General features: G+C 59.1%; 16 protein-coding genes. 10 read left to right on the top strand and 6 right to left on the bottom strand.

Annotated elements, in window-relative coordinates; genetic code table 11:
• Positions 1-33: 33 nt before the first annotated feature.
• Both AB4N82_RS27235 and AB4N82_RS27230 read right to left on the bottom strand, forming a co-directional pair.
• A complete protein-coding gene (locus AB4N82_RS27235; RefSeq protein ID WP_032886826.1) occupies positions 34-522 on the bottom strand; it encodes a DUF1289 domain-containing protein in 489 nt (162 codons plus the stop codon).
• A gap of 150 nt (positions 523-672) precedes the next feature.
• A complete protein-coding gene (locus AB4N82_RS27230; protein ID WP_122681677.1) occupies positions 673-1,923 on the bottom strand; it encodes a ribonucleotide-diphosphate reductase subunit beta in 1,251 nt (416 codons plus the stop codon).
• Between the two features lie 337 nt (positions 1,924-2,260).
• Between AB4N82_RS27230 and AB4N82_RS27225 the strand changes: the two genes are divergently transcribed.
• The 5 genes from AB4N82_RS27225 to AB4N82_RS27205 all read left to right on the top strand — a co-directional run bounded on the left by AB4N82_RS27225 (position 2,261) and on the right by AB4N82_RS27205 (position 7,160).
• Positions 2,261-3,298: an isopenicillin N synthase family dioxygenase gene (locus tag AB4N82_RS27225; RefSeq protein ID WP_095185848.1), complete on the top strand. Its 1,038-nt coding sequence runs from the start codon at positions 2,261-2,263 to the stop codon at positions 3,296-3,298.
• Between the two features lie 14 nt (positions 3,299-3,312).
• Positions 3,313-4,107: a MetQ/NlpA family ABC transporter substrate-binding protein gene (locus tag AB4N82_RS27220; protein ID WP_095185847.1), complete on the top strand. Its 795-nt coding sequence runs from the start codon at positions 3,313-3,315 to the stop codon at positions 4,105-4,107.
• The gene (locus AB4N82_RS27215; protein WP_122763763.1) at positions 4,104-4,850 is read left to right on the top strand and encodes a methionine ABC transporter ATP-binding protein; all 747 of its coding nucleotides are present in this window, start codon (positions 4,104-4,106) and stop codon (positions 4,848-4,850) included. Before AB4N82_RS27220 ends, AB4N82_RS27215 begins: the two co-directional genes overlap by 4 nt.
• The gene (locus AB4N82_RS27210; RefSeq protein WP_032891095.1) at positions 4,847-5,512 is read left to right on the top strand and encodes a methionine ABC transporter permease; all 666 of its coding nucleotides are present in this window, start codon (positions 4,847-4,849) and stop codon (positions 5,510-5,512) included. Before AB4N82_RS27215 ends, AB4N82_RS27210 begins: the two co-directional genes overlap by 4 nt.
• 223 nt (positions 5,513-5,735) lie before the next feature.
• Positions 5,736-7,160, top strand: coding sequence for a M10 family metallopeptidase C-terminal domain-containing protein (locus AB4N82_RS27205; protein WP_122763871.1), 1,425 nt, complete (start codon positions 5,736-5,738; stop codon positions 7,158-7,160).
• A gap of 1 nt (position 7,161) precedes the next feature.
• Here AB4N82_RS27205 and AB4N82_RS27200 read toward each other — a convergent pair whose 3' ends face one another.
• Positions 7,162-8,586, bottom strand: coding sequence for an aminotransferase-like domain-containing protein (locus tag AB4N82_RS27200; RefSeq protein WP_095185845.1), 1,425 nt, complete (start codon positions 8,584-8,586; stop codon positions 7,162-7,164).
• Positions 8,587-8,744: 158 nt separating this feature from the next.
• Here AB4N82_RS27200 and AB4N82_RS27195 point away from each other — a divergent pair, with 158 nt between their 5' ends.
• The 5 genes from AB4N82_RS27195 (at position 8,745) to AB4N82_RS27175 (ending at position 12,948) form a co-directional block, all read left to right on the top strand.
• Positions 8,745-8,909 carry a rubredoxin gene (locus AB4N82_RS27195; RefSeq protein WP_016968943.1) on the top strand — a complete coding sequence of 55 codons (165 nt, stop codon included), beginning with the start codon at positions 8,745-8,747 and terminating at the stop codon, positions 8,907-8,909.
• Positions 8,910-8,935: 26 nt separating this feature from the next.
• Entirely contained in the window at positions 8,936-9,805 is an 870-nt protein-coding gene (locus AB4N82_RS27190; protein WP_122763762.1) for a sugar phosphate isomerase/epimerase family protein, read from the top strand.
• A 70-nt stretch (positions 9,806-9,875) separates the two neighbouring features.
• Positions 9,876-10,508, top strand: coding sequence for a LysE family translocator (locus AB4N82_RS27185; RefSeq protein ID WP_032891099.1), 633 nt, complete (start codon positions 9,876-9,878; stop codon positions 10,506-10,508).
• A gap of 107 nt (positions 10,509-10,615) precedes the next feature.
• Entirely contained in the window at positions 10,616-11,674 is a 1,059-nt protein-coding gene (locus AB4N82_RS27180) for a diguanylate cyclase (protein ID WP_460103927.1), read from the top strand.
• A gap of 44 nt (positions 11,675-11,718) precedes the next feature.
• Positions 11,719-12,948, top strand: coding sequence for a M20/M25/M40 family metallo-hydrolase (locus AB4N82_RS27175; RefSeq protein WP_032891104.1), 1,230 nt, complete (start codon positions 11,719-11,721; stop codon positions 12,946-12,948).
• Between the two features lie 96 nt (positions 12,949-13,044).
• Here the strand turns inward: AB4N82_RS27175 and AB4N82_RS27170 are convergent, their stop codons facing one another.
• From AB4N82_RS27170 to AB4N82_RS27160, 3 genes are all read right to left on the bottom strand, one after another.
• Positions 13,045-13,458: a hypothetical protein gene (locus tag AB4N82_RS27170; RefSeq protein ID WP_122763761.1), complete on the bottom strand. Its 414-nt coding sequence runs from the start codon at positions 13,456-13,458 to the stop codon at positions 13,045-13,047.
• A 301-nt stretch (positions 13,459-13,759) separates the two neighbouring features.
• The gene (locus AB4N82_RS27165; protein WP_032891106.1) at positions 13,760-14,146 is read right to left on the bottom strand and encodes a hypothetical protein; all 387 of its coding nucleotides are present in this window, start codon (positions 14,144-14,146) and stop codon (positions 13,760-13,762) included.
• Between the two features lie 151 nt (positions 14,147-14,297).
• Positions 14,298-17,381 (bottom strand): efflux RND transporter permease subunit, encoded by a 3,084-nt coding sequence (locus AB4N82_RS27160; RefSeq protein ID WP_122763760.1) that lies wholly within the window; start codon positions 17,379-17,381, stop codon positions 14,298-14,300.
• Between the last annotated feature and the right edge of the window lie 2 nt (positions 17,382-17,383).

Raw genomic sequence — 17,383 nt, 5'->3', positions numbered from 1 at the left:
TGAGCGGGCGGCATTTTAACCACAATTGAGGGTTTAAAAGGCAGCGATCAACGGTGGACCAAATGCCTCGCGGATAAAACCCGGGGCGATATACCGCTCGTAATGCGCTTCTGACAGCAGAAAAAACTCGCGGTCGATCGCATCGCGCAAATCCGCCAGGTGTCGCTCACGAAACTCCGGCAACAACGCCAACCCGTAAGCGTCGAGTTTGGAAATCACCCGCGCACCCCGGGCAATTAGCTGGTAAGCCCAGCAATACGGCGACTGATGCGGCATGAACCGAATCTTGCGGTCTTCGAGTTGCTGGCGCAGGCGCTGCGGATCGAACACTTCGAGCTTGCTGGTCATCACTTGCACCAGCAACTGCTCAAGGCGCAGCCATACCGCCTGCTTTTCCTCGGCGTTGTAGCCATTCCACTGGATCACTTCATGGTGATAACGCTTGCAGCCTCGGCAGACCAGGTCACCGTAAACGGTGGAGCACAGGCCGACGCACGGGGTTTTAATGGTTTGGTTGGGCATAAAAGGCAATTTGCAAAGTTGATGGAACACCGCATTCCCAATGTAGGAGGGGGCTTGCTCCCGAATGCGGTGTATCAGTCAAAGGTGTTTTAACTGAGCCACTGCTATCGGGAGCAAGCCCCCTCCCACACGTTGGATCTGTGCGGATAGTTAGTCCCAGCTCAGCGCGCCGCCAGTCTGATACTCGATCACACGGGTTTCGAAGAAGTTTTTCTCTTTCTTCAAGTCCATGATTTCGCTCATCCACGGGAACGGGTTAGTGGTCCCTGGATACTCTTCTTTAAGACCGATCTGCGACAGGCGACGGTTAGCGATGAACTTGAGGTAGTCCTCCATCATCGCCGCATTCATGCCCAACACGCCGCGAGGCATGGTGTCGCGCGCGTATTCGATCTCCAGCTGGGTCCCTTGCAGGATCATCTGGGTCGCTTCTTCTTTCATCTCGGCATCCCACAAGTGTGGGTTTTCGATTTTGATCTGGTTGATCACATCGATACCGAAGTTCAGGTGCATCGACTCATCGCGCAGGATGTACTGGAACTGTTCCGCCACGCCGGTCATTTTGTTGCGGCGGCCCATGGAGAGGATCTGGGTGAAGCCGCAGTAGAAGAAGATGCCTTCCAGCACGCAGTAGTAAGCAACGAGGTTGCGCAGCAGTTCTTTGTCGGTCTCAACGGTGCCGGTTTCGAACTTCGGATCGGAGATCGAACGGGTGTACTTCAGGCCCCAGGCTGCCTTTTTGGCGACCGATGGAATCTCGTGGTACATGTTGAAGATCTCGCCTTCATCCATGGCCAACGATTCGATGCAGTACTGATAGGCGTGGGTGTGGATCGCTTCTTCGAAGGCCTGGCGCAGGATGTACTGGCGGCACTCCGGGTTGGTGATCAGGCGGTACACGGCCAGCACCAGGTTGTTGGCAACCAGGGAGTCGGCGGTGGAGAAGAAGCCCAGGTTGCGCATGACGATGCGGCGTTCGTCGTCGGTCAGGCCTTCGGGGTTTTTCCACAGGGCGATGTCGGCGGTCATGTTGACCTCTTGCGGCATCCAGTGGTTGGCGCAGCCGTCGAGGTACTTCTGCCAGGCCCAGTCGTACTTGAAGGGCACGAGTTGGTTGAGGTCGGCGCGGCAGTTGATCATGCGTTTTTCGTCAACGGCGACGCGGGCGGAGGCGCCTTCCAGTTCGGCGAGGCCTTCGGCGACGTCGAGTTTGTCCAGGGCAGCCTTGGCGCGCACGATGGCGGCGGAGTCGTTGGCAGTCACATGGCGTGCTTCCAGCGCGGCAGCGGCGCCGGCACCGTCGAGGCGGTCCATGTTGGCTTCACTGGCGTGGCCGGCGTTGGCGCCCTTGATCACCGCTGCACCGGTGTCTTCGTTGTCGACTTCATCCCAACTCAGCATTGAAATACTCCCTTCTGTTCTGTTTTGACGGCCTGTAAAGCCGTCCAAAAAATATGCGATTTGCAGGCTACTAGGCATTGAAATAGTGCGCATAGTGTGGTCGGTAAATACCGATACTGCACACTATGTAGTGGTCTGTTCTGTTTGTGGGCACACTATATGGTGTGTAACAAGGTTGGTCAACGAACAACAATGGCTTGACTGTCGCAGGGGCCATGGGCCGCGGGAAGGCTCTACGGCGCGCCTAAGCTAATTCCAAAAAGATATTTATTGGAGGTTTTTAAGATCGTTTAGCTTGGATGCTTCTAACGGATTCTGTTCAAGGAGCGAGCCGCCGATGGCCCACGTGCAGTCAATCACCACCTTGCCGCTGTTGGACCTGTCGCAACTCGACGGCAGCCCGCAGCAGCGCCAGCAGTTTCTCGATGAGCTGCGCCTGGCAGCGCGGCATATCGGATTTTTCTACCTCACCGGCCACGGCATCGACCCGTCGCTGCTGGCCGAGGTGCAGCAGCAGGCGCGCGCATTTTTTGCCTTGCCCGAGGCCGACAAGCTGGCGGTGGGCATGCTCAATTCGCCGCATTTTCGCGGTTACAACCGCGCGGCGTCCGAGATCACCCGTGGCCAGCCGGACCTGCGTGAACAGTTCGACGTCGGCGCAGAACGAGAGCCGTTGGCGGTGGATCAATACCCGGCCGCCTGGGCACGCCTGCAAGGCCCCAACCAATGGCCTACCGCGTTACCCCAACTCAAACCGCTGGTACTGGGCTGGCAACAGGCGATGACACAAATGGCCCTGCGCCTGCTGCGCGCCTTCGCCCAGGCCTTGTCCCTGCCGGAAAACGCTTTCGACGCGTTGTATGGCGACAAACCCAACGAACACATCAAGCTGATCCGCTACCCCGGCCGCCACGCCCAGCAAAGTCGCCAAGGCGTGGGCGCACACAAGGACTCGGGTTTCCTCAGCTTTCTGCTGCAAGACCAGCAGGCCGGTTTGCAGGTGGAAGTGGAAGAGGGCCGTTGGATCGATGCCGCGCCGCGCCCCGACACCCTCGTGGTCAACATCGGCGAGCTGCTTGAACTGGCCAGTAACGGTTACCTGCGCGCCACCGTGCACCGGGTGGTGTCGCCGCCGGTGGGCAGCGAGCGCTTGTCCCTGGCGTTTTTCCTTGGTGCGCAACTGGACGCGGTGGTGCCGGTGTACCAACTGACGCCCGAACTGTTGCGCGACGCCCATGGCCCGGAGAGCGATCCGCGCAACCCGTTGCTGCGTGACGTGGGCTGGAATTACCTCAAGGGCCGCCTGCGCTCCCACCCCGATGTGGCCCAACGCTTCTACGCCGACGCCACGTTACCCCACGCACTGTCCGCCTGATCAGGAGATCATCCATGTTGAAAACCACCACCCTTACCCTGGCGGCGTTGCTGGCCTCATTCAGTGTGTCGGCCGCTGATGCATTGCGCGTGGCCGCTGACCCGATTCCCCATGCACAGATCCTTGAATACGTGCAGAAGCTCGACCCGAGCCTGAACCTGAAGATCATCGAAATCCCCAGCGGCGTGAATTCCAACGAATTGCTGGCCCATGGCGATGTGGACGCCAATTACTTCCAGCACTTGCCGTACCTCAATTCCCAGGAGCAGGCCCTGGGCCAGAAGTTCGCGGTGGCCGCCACCGTGCATATCGAGCCACTGGGCATCTATTCCCGCCGCCATACCAACTTCGCTCAGGTGCCGGACAAAGGCACCGTCGCTGTGCCGAACAATGTCACCAACCTCAGCCGTGCCCTGTACCTGCTGCAAGCCAATGGCTTGATTAAGCTCAAGCCCGGTTTCAACGACGCTTCCAAGGACCAGGCCACACCTAAGGACATTGCTGAAAACCCCAAGCATTTGAAGATTCTGGAAATCGAATCGCCGCAGATTCCTCGCGCTCTGGACGATGTAGACCTGGCTGTGATCAATGGCAACTTCGCCCTCGAAGCTGGCTTGGAACCGGCCAAGGATGCACTGGGCCTGGAGCAGGCCAAGGGCAACCCCTACGCCAATATCCTGGTGACCACACCGAAGCTGCTGCAAGACCCGCGCATCCAACAACTGGCCAACGATCTGCGTTCGCCAGCGGTGGCCAAGTTCATTACTGATAAATACGCCGGTTCGGTGATTCCGGTGGCCGTCGAATGATTGTTGTCGAGGGCGTCAGCAAAACCTACGCCGACGGCCAGCCAGCGGCGCTGGATAACGTGTCGTTGCAGATCGCCGACGGCGCGATTTTTGGCATTGTGGGGCGCAGTGGCGCAGGTAAAAGCACCTTGCTGCGCTGCCTGAATCTGCTCGAACGGCCCACATCCGGGCGCATCCTACTGGATGGCCAGGACCTGACCCTGCTGAGCGACAAGCAACTGCGCCAGCAACGCCAACGCATCGGCATGATCTTCCAGGGCTTCAACCTGCTGCATTCGCGCAACGTGGCGGATAACGTCGCGGTGCCGCTGGAAATCGCCAATGTGCCCAAGGCCGAACGCTCGGCGCGAGTTGCAGAGCTGCTGGCGTTGGTGGGGTTGAGCGACAAGGCCCAGGCGTTTCCGTCACAGTTGTCTGGCGGACAGAAGCAGCGCGTGGGCATTGCCCGTGCATTGGCGGCGCGGCCGGCGTATCTGCTGTCGGATGAGGCCACCAGCGCCCTCGACCCGGAAACCACCACCTCGATTCTTGAGCTGTTGCGCGACATCAACCGACAGCTCGGCGTGACCATCGTGCTGATCACCCACGAACTGGACGTGGTCAAGGCGATCTGTGACAGCGCGGTGTCCCTGGCGGATGGCCGCGTGGTGGAAAGTGGCACGCTGCTGCAGTTGCAGGCCGACCCATCCTCGCGCCTGGGCCGCTCGCTGACGCCGAGCCCGCAAGTGGTGAGGGCCGTATGAAAACCGATTGGAACGACATCCTGCAGTTGCTGCTCAACGCCACCGGCGAAACCCTCTATATGGTGCTGCTGGCCGGGCTATTCACCCTGTTGATCGGCCTGCCCCTGGGCGTGTTGCTGTTTATCAGCCGACGCGATGGCTTGTTACCGTTGCCGCGCCTCAACCGGGTATTGGGCGGGGTGATCAACCTGGGGCGTTCATTGCCCTTCGTGGTGATGTTGATCGCGCTGATCCCACTGACGCGCCTGATCGTCGGCACCACCCTGGGCAGCACCGCCGCCGTGGTGCCGATCACCATTGGCGCGTTTCCGTTCTTCGCGCGCATTGTCGAAACCGCCCTGGATGAAGTGGACAAGGGTCGTATCGAAGCCATCGTGGCCATGGGCGGTGATATTCGCCATGTGATCCTCAAGGTCCTGTTGCCCGAAGCCTTGCCTGCACTGGTGGCCGGAGTGACCTTGACCCTGGTGATGCTGATCGGTTTTTCGTCCATGGCCGGGGTGATCGGCGGTGGCGGCTTGGGCGATCTCGCTATCCGCTACGGTTACCAACGTTTCAACAATCAGATCATGGTAGTCACGGTGATTGTGCTGGTGGTGTTGGTGCAGGGCGTGCAGAGCCTGGGGGATCGTTGCGTGCGGTCATTGGCCCATCGCCGATAGAGGTGCTGCGCCGGGTGGGGTGTGCCGCACGCCAGCGTCGTGCGGGTCAATCACTGCATGCTCAAGGGATGCGCGGGGCGGTGATTATTTCCTACCGTCTGGAGCGTCGATTGCCAGGCTGTTATCAGCGCGAACGCTTGGTTGTTGCGCACAAGCCTGACATCGCAGCTCAGGCGCAATGCTGATGATCCGGGGACCTTCCTCGCCTGATCAGAGTATGAGCATGACGACTATTTCCCCCCACACCAGCACTACCTTCCAGAACCTCCAACACTTCCTGCAGCGCGATAAACGCGGTGAGGGCATCGAGCACAACGGATTGCCGTCCAAGTCGTCGGAGGACGCCACCCAACAGCTCTGGCGACAGAGCCCTGGTTGGCCGGACAAGAATGGTGACGGTCGTACCGATGTGACCTACGAATTTCGTGTCCCGCCTGCCGGCACGGATACACGACGGTTCGGCAGAGTCGGGTTTACTCCGATTGGCGAGCACCAGCGGCAACAGACCCGGCTCAGCCTGCAATCTATCGAAGATGTCGCCAACGTCAGGTTTACCCAAGGGGCGAGAAGTCCCAGCAGCGAGGGGCATATCACGATCGGCAATTACGGCCATATGATCGATCGCAATGGCCGTCCCTATTCCTACACCAACCATGCTTTTTTGCCTTATCCCGGCAATAAAAACAGTGGTGATGTCTGGTTTGTGAACACAAAAACCCAGTCTGCGGTGGCCAACGCGGCCCTTGGCAATTCCGGTCGGCGCACCGTTGTTCATGAGCTGGGACACGCTATGGGCCTTAGCCATCCAGGGGCGTACGGTGCCGCGGGGTTGAAACCAGGGCAGGTCGATTCCTCAGAGGACTCTCGTAGTCATACCGTCATGAGCTACAGAGGCGAGCGCAGTACTTACATGCACCATCGCGGCTTTATGTCGTCGGCGCCGCAACTGGACGATATCAGCGCTTACCAGAAGAAATACGGTGCCAACCGTGACACCCGCAAAAATTACACTACCTATGGTTTCAACGCCAATTCGGATCGAGACTTCCTGAGTGTTCATGCCCCTGAAAACAAGATGGTGGCTGCCATTTGGGATGGCGGTGGCGTTGATACGCTGGACTTCTCCGGCTACAGGCAAGATCAGCAAATCAGCTTGAAAGAAGGGACCTTCTCCGATGTGGGCGGCCTCAAGGGCAATATCGCTATCGCGTACGGGACAACCCTTGAGAACGTCATCAGCGGTGCCGGCAATGACTTGCTGGTGGGCAATGAAGTTGCCAACACGCTGAAAGGCGGCGAGGGCGACGACCGTTTATACGGAGCAGAAGGGGCCGACATACTGTGGGGAGAAAAGGGCAAGGACGTATTCGTCTATGGGCATACCCGTGAATCGACTGAGGTCGCCCTCGACCGGATCATGGACTTTGTCAGTGGCGAAGACCGGGTCGATGTGTCTGGCCTTACGGCAGCACTGGGCAAGTCAGCGCTGAGCTTTGTCAGCGAATTTTCCGGCGCCGTCGGTGAGGCAAAGCTTGTGTATGACCCGGTTCTGGAAATGAGCGCGTTACAGATTACCGGCAAGCCTGGTGAGGCGAACTTTGTCCTTGTCGTGGAGGGCAAACTGCAACGCGGCGATATCGTAGGTTGATTCAGGCAGGGGCGTGATCCTGCCCGATACTCTGGCGCAACAGCGCTTCAAACACCCGTTGCACCCGTGGCTCATCGCTGTGGGCCACGTTGAAACGCATCGAATCGCGATGGGCCGGGTCGTAGCCAAACAGCGCGCCCGGCGCCAGCACCATGCTGCGTTTCAAGGCCTCCTGAGCCAACAGCTCGCCGTTGACCCCTGGCGGCAGCCGCGCCCAGATAAACATCCCGCCTTCATACGCCATCGGCAATTCACACCCGCAACGCTTGAGCCATTGCTCGACGCGGCCACCGGCTTCCATCAAGCGCTGGACCATGCGCTTGCGGTGCTTGGCGTAGCTGCCTTCGCTGAGCATGCGGTAGACGATCTGCTCGAACAGCTCCGAAGTCACGCCGCCGCTCATTAACTTCATATTGGTCAAATTGGCCGCCAGTTGCGGTGCGGCCACCACAAAACTGACGCGGGTGTTGGCGCTCAGAATCTTCGAGAACCCCGACAGATAGGTGACTTGCTCCAGGCCGGCGACGGCAGCCAGGCGCGGTGGCGGGTTGGGGTGCAGGTCGCCGTAGAGGTCATCCTCGACGATATGGCAGTGATACTGCTGGGTCAGTTGCAACAGCCGAAACGCCTGGCTGGGACTGAAGGAGTGACCTGTCGGGTTATGCAACACGCTGGTGGTCAGGTACAGGCTGGGACGGTGTTCGGCCAATAGCTGTTCGAGGGCGACGAAATCGAAACCATCGGGACGGCGCTGGATCGTCACCACCTTGACCCCATGCAACGCCAGGTTGGCGTGAAAGTTGAAGTAGCACGGCGCGTCGAGCAGCACCGTGTCGCCGGGACGGGCGAGCAGGCGCATCAGCATGTCCAGGCCCTGCACGGTGTTGGGGGTGGTGATGATCTGCTCCACCGGCACCGACAAACCTTCGCCGTGCAGCTTCTGTTGCAGGGCTTGGCGCAACGGCAGTAGTCCGGCCGGTGTGCCCAGCCCGGCGATGCGCAGCGACGGCGCGCGCACCACGCTGCGCATGGCCTGGCGGATAGCGTCGGCGTCCAGCCATTCTTCCGGCAGGTGGCCGCCGCCAGGGCGCAGTTCGCCGCTTGCGGTGACCAACGGGCGACGCAAGACGCTAAGCAGGTCCTGGGGCAGCAGGTCGACCCACGCCACCGAGGCCGGGCGCGCGCTGTCCATCGCCACGAAGTAGCCACGGCCCTGGCTGGAGGTGAGCAGGTGGCGCCCGCGCAGGCGGTCCAAAGCTTCATTGAGGGTGAACTTGCTGACGCCCAGGGTCTGGGTCAGTTCGCGCACCGACGGTAATTTGCTGCCGGGCGCCCATTCGCCGTTTTCGATGGCTTGGCTGAACGCCTCGACGATCTGCTGCACCTTCGGCGTGCCGTCCACAAAGGCGATGGCGGATACAAACATAAACCTTCCTTGTGTTTGCTGGTGATTTTACCGGTGAAGTTAGGCCGGATTAGGCATCACTTCACCTGCCTTGTGCAATGCCGCTCCCCTAGACTGCGCGCCATCTCGCCCGGAATTGGCGAACTTTCCTACCAGCGAACCATGGATTTCGCATTCTCATGAAGACTTATATGTGTGCGCCCTGCGGATTTATGTACGTAGAAGAATTGGGCATTCCTGAAGACGGAATCCCGGCCGGTACCCCTTGGGAAGAGGTGCCGGAAGACTGGACATGCCCGGATTGCGGCGTGACCAAGGCCGATTTCATGGCCATTGAACTGTAACGCTCCATCACGAAAGGAATCGCTTCATGGAAAGCAAACTGATTAACGCCGCCGTGCCGTTCTGTACCGGTGTGGCCCACCAGAAATACCTGGCCGCCGAGAAGGGCCTGGACACTGCCATCGAAGGCGGGTGCACCCACTGGTATATCGATGGCAGCCTGTTCGGCGAAATGGTCGATGACTGGACCGATGAGCGCATCGCCAGCCTGCGTGAGCAGATCGCGGCCACTGGTGTGAAACCGGTGTACCACGGCAACTTCAAGGCGCCGCTGGGCAGTGATGTGGACGCCTTTCGCGTGGCGGCCGTCGAATACGTGAAGAAAGAAGTTGATATTGCCAGCCGCCTGGGCGCGCCGCTGATCATCCACGGTGGCTGCATCGTCGAGCCGAAAATGGTGCTGATGGCCAAGAAAGTCGCCCTGGAGCACTACCTCAAGTCGGTCCAGGAACTGGCGCGTTACGCCGAGTCCAAGGGCGTGGACATCTACCTGGAAAACCTGTCGAACTACGTCAATTACCGGCCGTTCCACTACATCTTCACCCATGAAGCGGAATACGCCTTTGTGTTCGAGCGTCTGCAAGCCCACCCCAACGTGTACTTCTTCCTCGATGCGGGCCACGCCAATATCGAAAACGGTCTGCCGGCCGAGGTGGTGCGTAAGTATCACCACCTGATCAAGGGTATTTCCTTCAGCAATAACAATGGCGTGCAGGACCAGCACTTTGGTATTCATGACGGCAACTGCGATTACGCCGACGTGGTGCAGGCCATTGTCGAAACCAACTGGAAAGGCCTGGTGGCCTTCGAAACCCGCAACCAGACCGCAAAGGCCGCCCTTGGTGAGCTGGCGGTGATGTACCGCGAATCCCTGACCACCGAGATCGCTGTCGCCTGATGGATACCGGGGCGGGCGCCGGTGTGCCCGTCCCACGGCTTTCGTTTCTACCTACTCAAGGCCCTGGCCCATGACCACTGCGTTAACGCTGTCTTCGTTTCTCTATTTCTTGCTGTTCTGCGCCACCATGACTTTCAGCCCTGGCCCCATGACCCTGTTGCTGCTGAGCCTGGGCTTGAAGGACGGTTTGCGCAGCTCGATCCCGGCGCAGATCGGCGCCAGCGTGTCTTACCTGATTTCGATCCTGATTTTTGCCGTGGGCTTCTCGGAGCTGATCAAGGGCAACCTTGCCATTACCCAGACCATCCAGTTTGTCGGTGTGGCCTACATTCTCTACCTGGCCTACAAGCAGTGGACCAGCAGCGGTGTGGCGATCGGTAAGGCCGGCGCCGTGGAGGGCTCACGCAGCCTGTTCGGCAAAGGGCTGCTGACCGGGTTTTCCAACCCCAAGACCATCATCATGTTCAGCGCTGTGTTCCCGCAGTTTGCCGGGGCAGGGGAGCACAGTTCGGCGGCAGATATCGCGATCCTCGGCGCGACGTTCCTGATGCTGCAATTTGCCAGTGGCTGTCTGTATTGCTACTTCGGCCAACGCATCAAGCACGTCTTGGAAAACCCCAAACGCCGCGTGTTGTTGCAGCGGGTCACGGCGGTGTTGCTGCTGGGTGTGGCGTTGATGCTGGCCCGGGGCTTTTCTCACTAAGCGCTTTGGCTCGTGCATTTGCGCCGTGGAATGAGCTTATGAGTGGTAGTGGCGAATTACTGGCGCCCTGATAGACTCCAGGCATTCATCCAGGATGACACCCAACCATGCCAGCCGCCGGAGGAAAGGGACTTCCGCTCGCTACCCGCTTGTATAAATCCCGCACGTTGGGGCTGACGCTCGGTTTGGTGTGTGTGGTGTTTGGCATGTATCCACTTAACCCCTCTGTGTGGGTATGGGCGTGGATGCTGATTAACGCCGTCGTCTGGCCTCATCTGGCGTACCGACTGTCTCTACGAACCGCCAACATGCTGCGCAGTGAACACCGCAACGTGTTGTTCGATTCGTTCTGCGGCGGGTTCTGGGTTGGGGCCATGCACTTCAACCCACTGCCCAGCATAACCACGCTGTCGATGATGACCATGAACAACGTCGCCCTCGGCGGCCCGCGCCTTATGTTGGCGGGGTGGGTGGCGCAAGCGCTTGGCATCGGCACCTCGTTGCTGATCTTCGCGCCGGCCTTTGTAGCCACGACCACCCAAGCTCAAGTCTATGCATGCTTGCCGATTTTGATGCTCTATCCCCTGGCGCTTGGCTGGATCTGCTACCGCCAGGCCGTGAATCTGTCCCAGCACAAACGTGAATTACTCGCCCTGAGTCGCACCGACAGCCTGACCGGTCTGCTCAACCACGGCGCTTGGAAAGATCATCTGGAAATCGAGTTCCAACGCTGCCGTCGCGAGCAGCAGGGCGCCGCGGTTGCGTTGATCGACATCGACCACTTCAAGACCATTAACGACACTTACGGCCACGTCACGGGCGATATCGTCCTGCGCCAACTCAGCAAAATACTGCGCCAGAACCTGCGCGCCACCGATCTGGCCGGACGCTATGGCGGCGATGAGTTCTGCGTGATCCTGCCGGGAATGCCGCTCAACCATGCCACCGAAGTGATGGATGCCTTGCGTGACCGCTTCAATGCCTTGGCGTACGCCCAGGACCCGACGTTGCGTGCCAGCTTGAGCATCGGCCTGTCGCGGTATCAACCGGAACATGTCGACTCCACCGGCTGGCTAAACGATGCCGACCAGGCCCTGTATGAAGCCAAGAGCAGCGGGCGCAACCGTGTCAGCGCGGTGCACGGGAGTTGGTTGCGCTCCGTTTAGTGGGGTAGGGTGGCTGCACCTCAACAAAAAACAAGGATCGGTCTATGCGCTTCGCCTTCCCCCGTACCCTCCTGGCCGCCACGCTGGCCTTGTCCTTCGCACTTCCGGCCTACAGCGCCGAACCCCACAAACAGATCCAGGCGGATGCCGAGCAGTACAAGGCCGAGGCCCTGAAACTGCTGGAGCGCCTGGTGAATATCGACTCGGGCTCCGGCTACGGACCGGGCCTGACCCAGGTCAGCGACATTGCCGTGGATGAGTTGAAGCAGTTGGGCTTCAACATCGAACGCATACCGGATGCCGCCGCCAACAGTAGCCATGTGATCGCGACCCTCAAAGGCACCGGCAAAGCGAAGATTCTGCTGATGGCCCACATGGACACCGTGTTCAAGGAAGGCTCCGCGGCCGAGCGCCCGTTTCATATCAAAGACGGTCGCGCCTATGGCCCCGGCGTGATGGATGACAAGGGCGGCATCGTCGCCGGCATCTACGCGCTCAAAGTCCTGAAGAATCAGGGCTTCAAAGACTACGAGCGCATCACCTTCCTCCTCGACGCCAGCGAAGAAACCGGCTCCGACATCGCCTCCGAGCTGATTCGCAACACCGCCAAGGCTCACGACGTCACGCTGAACCTGGAACCCGGCCGCCCCGCCGACGGCCTGGTGGTGTGGCGCAAAGGCAGCGCCACCGCGGTGGTCGAAGTCAAAGGTAAAGCCGCCCACGCCGGCGTCGCCCCCGAACTGGGCCGCAACGCCGCCATGGAAGCCGCGCACCAGATCCTGCAACTGGGCAAGCTCGGTGATGAAGAAAAGAAAACCACCATCAACTTCACCGTAATCAAGTCTGGCGACCGCACCAACGTGATTCCTGACCAAGCCACCGCCAAGGCAGATGTCCGCGCGGCATTGCCGGAAGAGTTTGATCGGATCGAGAAAGACCTGGTGCGGGTTTCCGCGAACAAACTGATCCCGGAAACCGAAGTGACCACCACCCTCAAACGCGGCCTGCCGCCGATGCCGCAGACGGCGGAGTCGGACAAGCTGGTAGCGATTGCCCAAGGAATTTACGGGGAGTTGGGTAAGAAGCTGACGATTGAGGGCAGCGGCGGCGCGGCGGACGCGAGTTTGTCAGCCGGGGTAGGGACGCCGACGTTGGATGGGTTTGGGATTGTGGGAGGCAATATCCATACGGCGGACGAGTACGCGGAGGTGGAGAGCGTGGCGCCTCGGGTTTACTTGTTGAGTCGGATGATTATGGAGTTGGCGAAGCGGTGATTTGACCCGGTACGGGGTTCGTTTTGATCGGTGAACCCCTGCTCACCAGAGAGTGGCTGCGATACCTGAAATGTGAGTGGCCAGATGAAAAAACGCTCAGTTGAATTTTTCATAGTCTTGCGAATTTAAGGACGCCAACCACATTTTAAAAAAATCGATTTGCTCTTTTGGGTTGTTCGTAAGATTGTTTTCCTCATAGTCGAATATATGAACGATGTCTTCACGAGATGCCTGTTTGCCCAGTGTCATTTCATAGGCGACAAGCCCGGCACTCATTTGAGACGCCATCCTCGATGGCATAACGTTTACCTTTGCGCCCTTGCAGAGAAATACGATATGAGGGAAATCGGTTCTGACTTTAGCAAAGCAAGCATAAATGTCTTTTTCACGGTAAACCTTATTAAAGTTATCGGCTTCAGAAAATGTCATTATCCGTTTGTCGAGGTCGTATCTTACCGTGACCTCCAATTTCTGCTCGCCGATGACTACCTTTATCACTTGCGCGTCCATTTTATTTCCTGTTTGGGTTAGGCACTGAATGTCCTAAATAACTACCGCCGAACTTAAAAGGCGTTACGTCCGAAATGTCTTCGGGGTCATATTTTATGATAGGCAGCGAATTTTTTTGTTTGAGCAGATCGAGAAAAACCTGATACGGGTTTGCGCGAATAATCTGACCCCGGAACTGAAGTAACCACCTCCCTCAAGCTCGGACTGCCACGCAAAGGGTTCATTTTAATGAGTGAACCCTTGTGGTGAGCAGGCTTGCCCTGCGCAGGGCAAGCCTGCTCACCACAGGGGTTGGGGGCTTTTAGTCTTTAATTGACTCGGACCAGCGCTGGCAGAAATCGCGTTGCTCCTGAATATCGTTGGTGAGGTCGCTTTCCTCATAAGCAAAAATACTGGTGAGTTCACCATCAGGGTTTCCCATAGTCATCTCGTAGGCAACAAGACCATTCGACATCTGTGAAGACATTCCAGACGTGTGAACATTGATTTTTGCGCCTTTGCACAAAAATCTAATATCTTTCAAGTCTGCTCTCAATAAGCCAAAGCTCTCGAACAGGTCTAATGCGGTGTACGTTTTCCGTTCGCCATTACTCAGCAATAGACTAAGCGTTGGCTTTCCTCCCGCGTATTCGACGACTGCGCATTCACGTATACCGTTATTGATAATGGTTATTTCACGTGACTTCATGGGTATTCCCTCTGGGGGTTTAATAGTGTGTATCCCTTGGAGGAGCCGTCGCAATAATCAGGGCCTTAACGAAAAAAACCATCTGCAATCCCTCGCACTGTGTATTCAGGCGAGGGACTTTGCAGGCGTTTTCCGCAGCGGGGAGTAGCGCTTATCCGGCGCTTGCGTGGGAAGTTTCGACAGCTTTTATCTTCTGCCGCCCCAGCACCAAACTGCATAGCGCCGGTAAAAACAGCAGCGTCAACACGGTGCCCACCAGCACTCCGCCGATCAGCACGTAGGCCAGGGATGACCAGAACACCGACAACGTCAGCGGAATGAACGCCAGCGCCGCGGCCAGTGCGGTCAAGATCACGGGCCTGGCACGTCGCACCGTGGCCTCGACGATGGCTTCGCGAATCGCCATGCCGTGTTCCTGGTTCTGGCGAATCTGGTCGGTGAAGATCAATGTGTTGCGCATCAGAATGCCGCCAATGCCGATCAGCCCCAATATCGCGTTGAACCCGAACGGCTGATTGAACAGCAGCAGCGTCGGCACAGCCCCGATCAAGCCCAAGGGCGCGGTGGCGAAGACCATGAACATCACGCCGAAGGAGCGCACCTGAAACATGATCACTGTGAGGGTCAGCAGGATCATGATCGGAAACAGTGCGGCCAGGGCGACGTTGGCCTTGGCGCTTTCTTCCACCGGTCCGCCGATGTTGAGTTGATAGCCGGCTGGCAGCTTGGCGATCAGCGGTTGCAGGTCTTTGTAGACGGCCATTTCGACGTCGGGCGGTTGCACGCCGTCGATGATGTCGGCGCGCACTTCCACGGTGGTCGCTCGGTTACGGCGCTTGAGGATCGGCTCTTCCATCACCGCTTGGAAATGCCCGACCTGGGCCAGCGGCACTGAGGTGCCGGCACTGTTGGTCAGGGTCATGTTGTTGAGGTTGCCGAGGTTCTCGCGTTGGTTGCCCTGGGCGCGGGCCACCACGGACACGGTGCGGTTGCCTTCACGCACCTCGGTGATCGGGTTGCCGCTGAGCAGGGCGTTGAGCTGGGACTTGACCTCGTTGGGCGTGAAGCCCAGCAGGCGCAGGCGGTCTTGATCGAGTACCAGGCGATAACCACTGGTGCGCTCGCCCCAATCGAGGAAGGCGTCCTTGGTCAACGGGTTAGCGGCGACGACTTTGCGCACGTCTTCTGACAGGCCGCGCAACACTTCCAGATTCGGGCCGGACACACGGAATACCACCGGGAAGGGCACCGGTGGACCGAACAGCAATTGCGTGACGCGCACCCGCGCCGCAGGGAATTCGCCTGCCGCGATACGCTCACGCATGCGCAGTTTGAGGGCATCGCGTGCGTGGGAGTCAGGGGTCTGCACGATCAGTTTGGCGAAGGCCGGATCGGGCAATTCAGGGTTCAGCGACAGGAAAAACCGTGGCGCGCCGCCGCCCACGTAGGTGTCGACCATGCTCGTCTGGGGTTCTTGCATCAGCGCTTTTTCCAGTTGCGCCGCGACTGCCTCGGTGCTTTTGAAGGCGCTGCCGGGCGGCATGTACACCTCCAGAATCAGCTCGGATCGGTCGGAGTTGGGGAAGAACTGCTTCTTCACCACCCCCATGCCCAGTCCGCACAGCACAAACGCCGTCACCACCAGCCCGGTCACCAACCAGCGCCTGCGCACGCAGAGCTCCACTACCGCACGCAGTTTCTGGTAGTAGCGCCCGGCGTAGATGGCGTCGTGGCCACCGGGTACCGGTTTGATGTTCGGCAATAGCTTGACGCCCAGGTACGGGGTGAATACCACGGCCACCAGCCACGATGAAATCAGCGCGAAGCCGACGATCCAAAAGATATTGCCGGCGTATTCCCCGGCGCCCGAGCGCGCAAATCCTACCGGCAGAAAGCCGATGATGGTCACCAGTGTGCCGGTCAGCATCGGCGCGGCGGTGGAACTCCAGGCGTAAGTGGCGGCGTGGATGCGGTCAAACCCTTCTTCCAGTTTCACCACCATCATCTCGATGGCGATGATCGCGTCGTCCACCAGCAGGCCGAGGGAGATAATCAGCGCGCCGAGGGTGATGCGGTCGAACTCACGCCCAGTGACCAGCATGATCACGAACACCACGGACAACGTCAGTGGCACCGCCGCCGCCACCACCAGGCCCACGCGAAAGCCCAAGGCCAACAGGCTGATGATCATCACCACTGCCAGGGCGACGAAGAATTTCAGCATGAATTCATTCACCGCCAGGCTGATGTTTTTCGCCTGGTCGGAGACCTTGGCGAAGTTCACGCCCAGTGGCAGGTCTGCCTGGATTCGGGCTTCCTGGTCCTTGAGGCGCTTGTCCAGTTCCAGGCCGTTCCAGTGTTTCTCCATGATCACACCGAGCATCAGCGCCGGGTCGCCCTGATGGCGGATACGGTAGCTGGGCGGGTCTTCATAACCTCGGCTGACGGTCGCCACATCGGCAATGCGCAGCAGTCGGCCGTTGACTTCCAGTGGCACGTTTTCAATCAGCGCCAGGCTTTCGAAGGCACCGTCGATACGGATATAGGCGCGGGCACCGGCGGTTTCCACAAAGCCCGACGGCGCCACAGCGTTTTGCGCAGCGAGGGCGGCGAAGATCTGGTCGGGCTTGATGCCCAGGGTCGCGAGGCGCTCATAGGAAAACTCGACGAAAATCCGCTGGGCCTGCTCGCCGAGGATATTGACCTTCTTCACCCCCGGCAGATTGAGGAAACCCTGGCGCAGCTCTTCAGCCATTTGCACCTGCTGGCGATGGGGCAGGTGTTCGGCCTCCAGGGCGTACAGCGCAAAGTACACATCGGAATATTCATCGTTGAAAAACGGCCCGATCACTCCCTTGGGCAGCCTCGACGCTTCATCGCTGAGCTTTTTGCGGGTCTGGTAGAACAAGTCCTGAATCTCGCCGGGGCGGGTGGATTCGAGGAATGTCATGCGCATCGACACAAAACCTGGCTGGGCGATGGTCTCGACGCGGTCGTAGTAATCCAACTCCTGCAGGCGTTTTTCCAGGCGGTCGGCGACTTGCTCCTGCATTTCCTGGGCAGTGGCGCCGGGCCAGGCGGCCGTGATGGTCATCACCTTGACGGTGAAGGATGGGTCTTCGGCTCGCCCCAGTTTGCCGAACGAGAAAATGCCGGCGGCAAGGATCGCAATGATCAGGAACAACGTGACCGCACGGTGCTTGACCGCTAGTTCAGAGAGGTTGATGCCGCGCATGC

The organism is Pseudomonas sp. H1_D04, from assembly GCF_054683855.1.
Note: the sequence above shows the minus strand (reverse complement) of the source record. Positions and strands in the feature narration are given on the sequence as shown.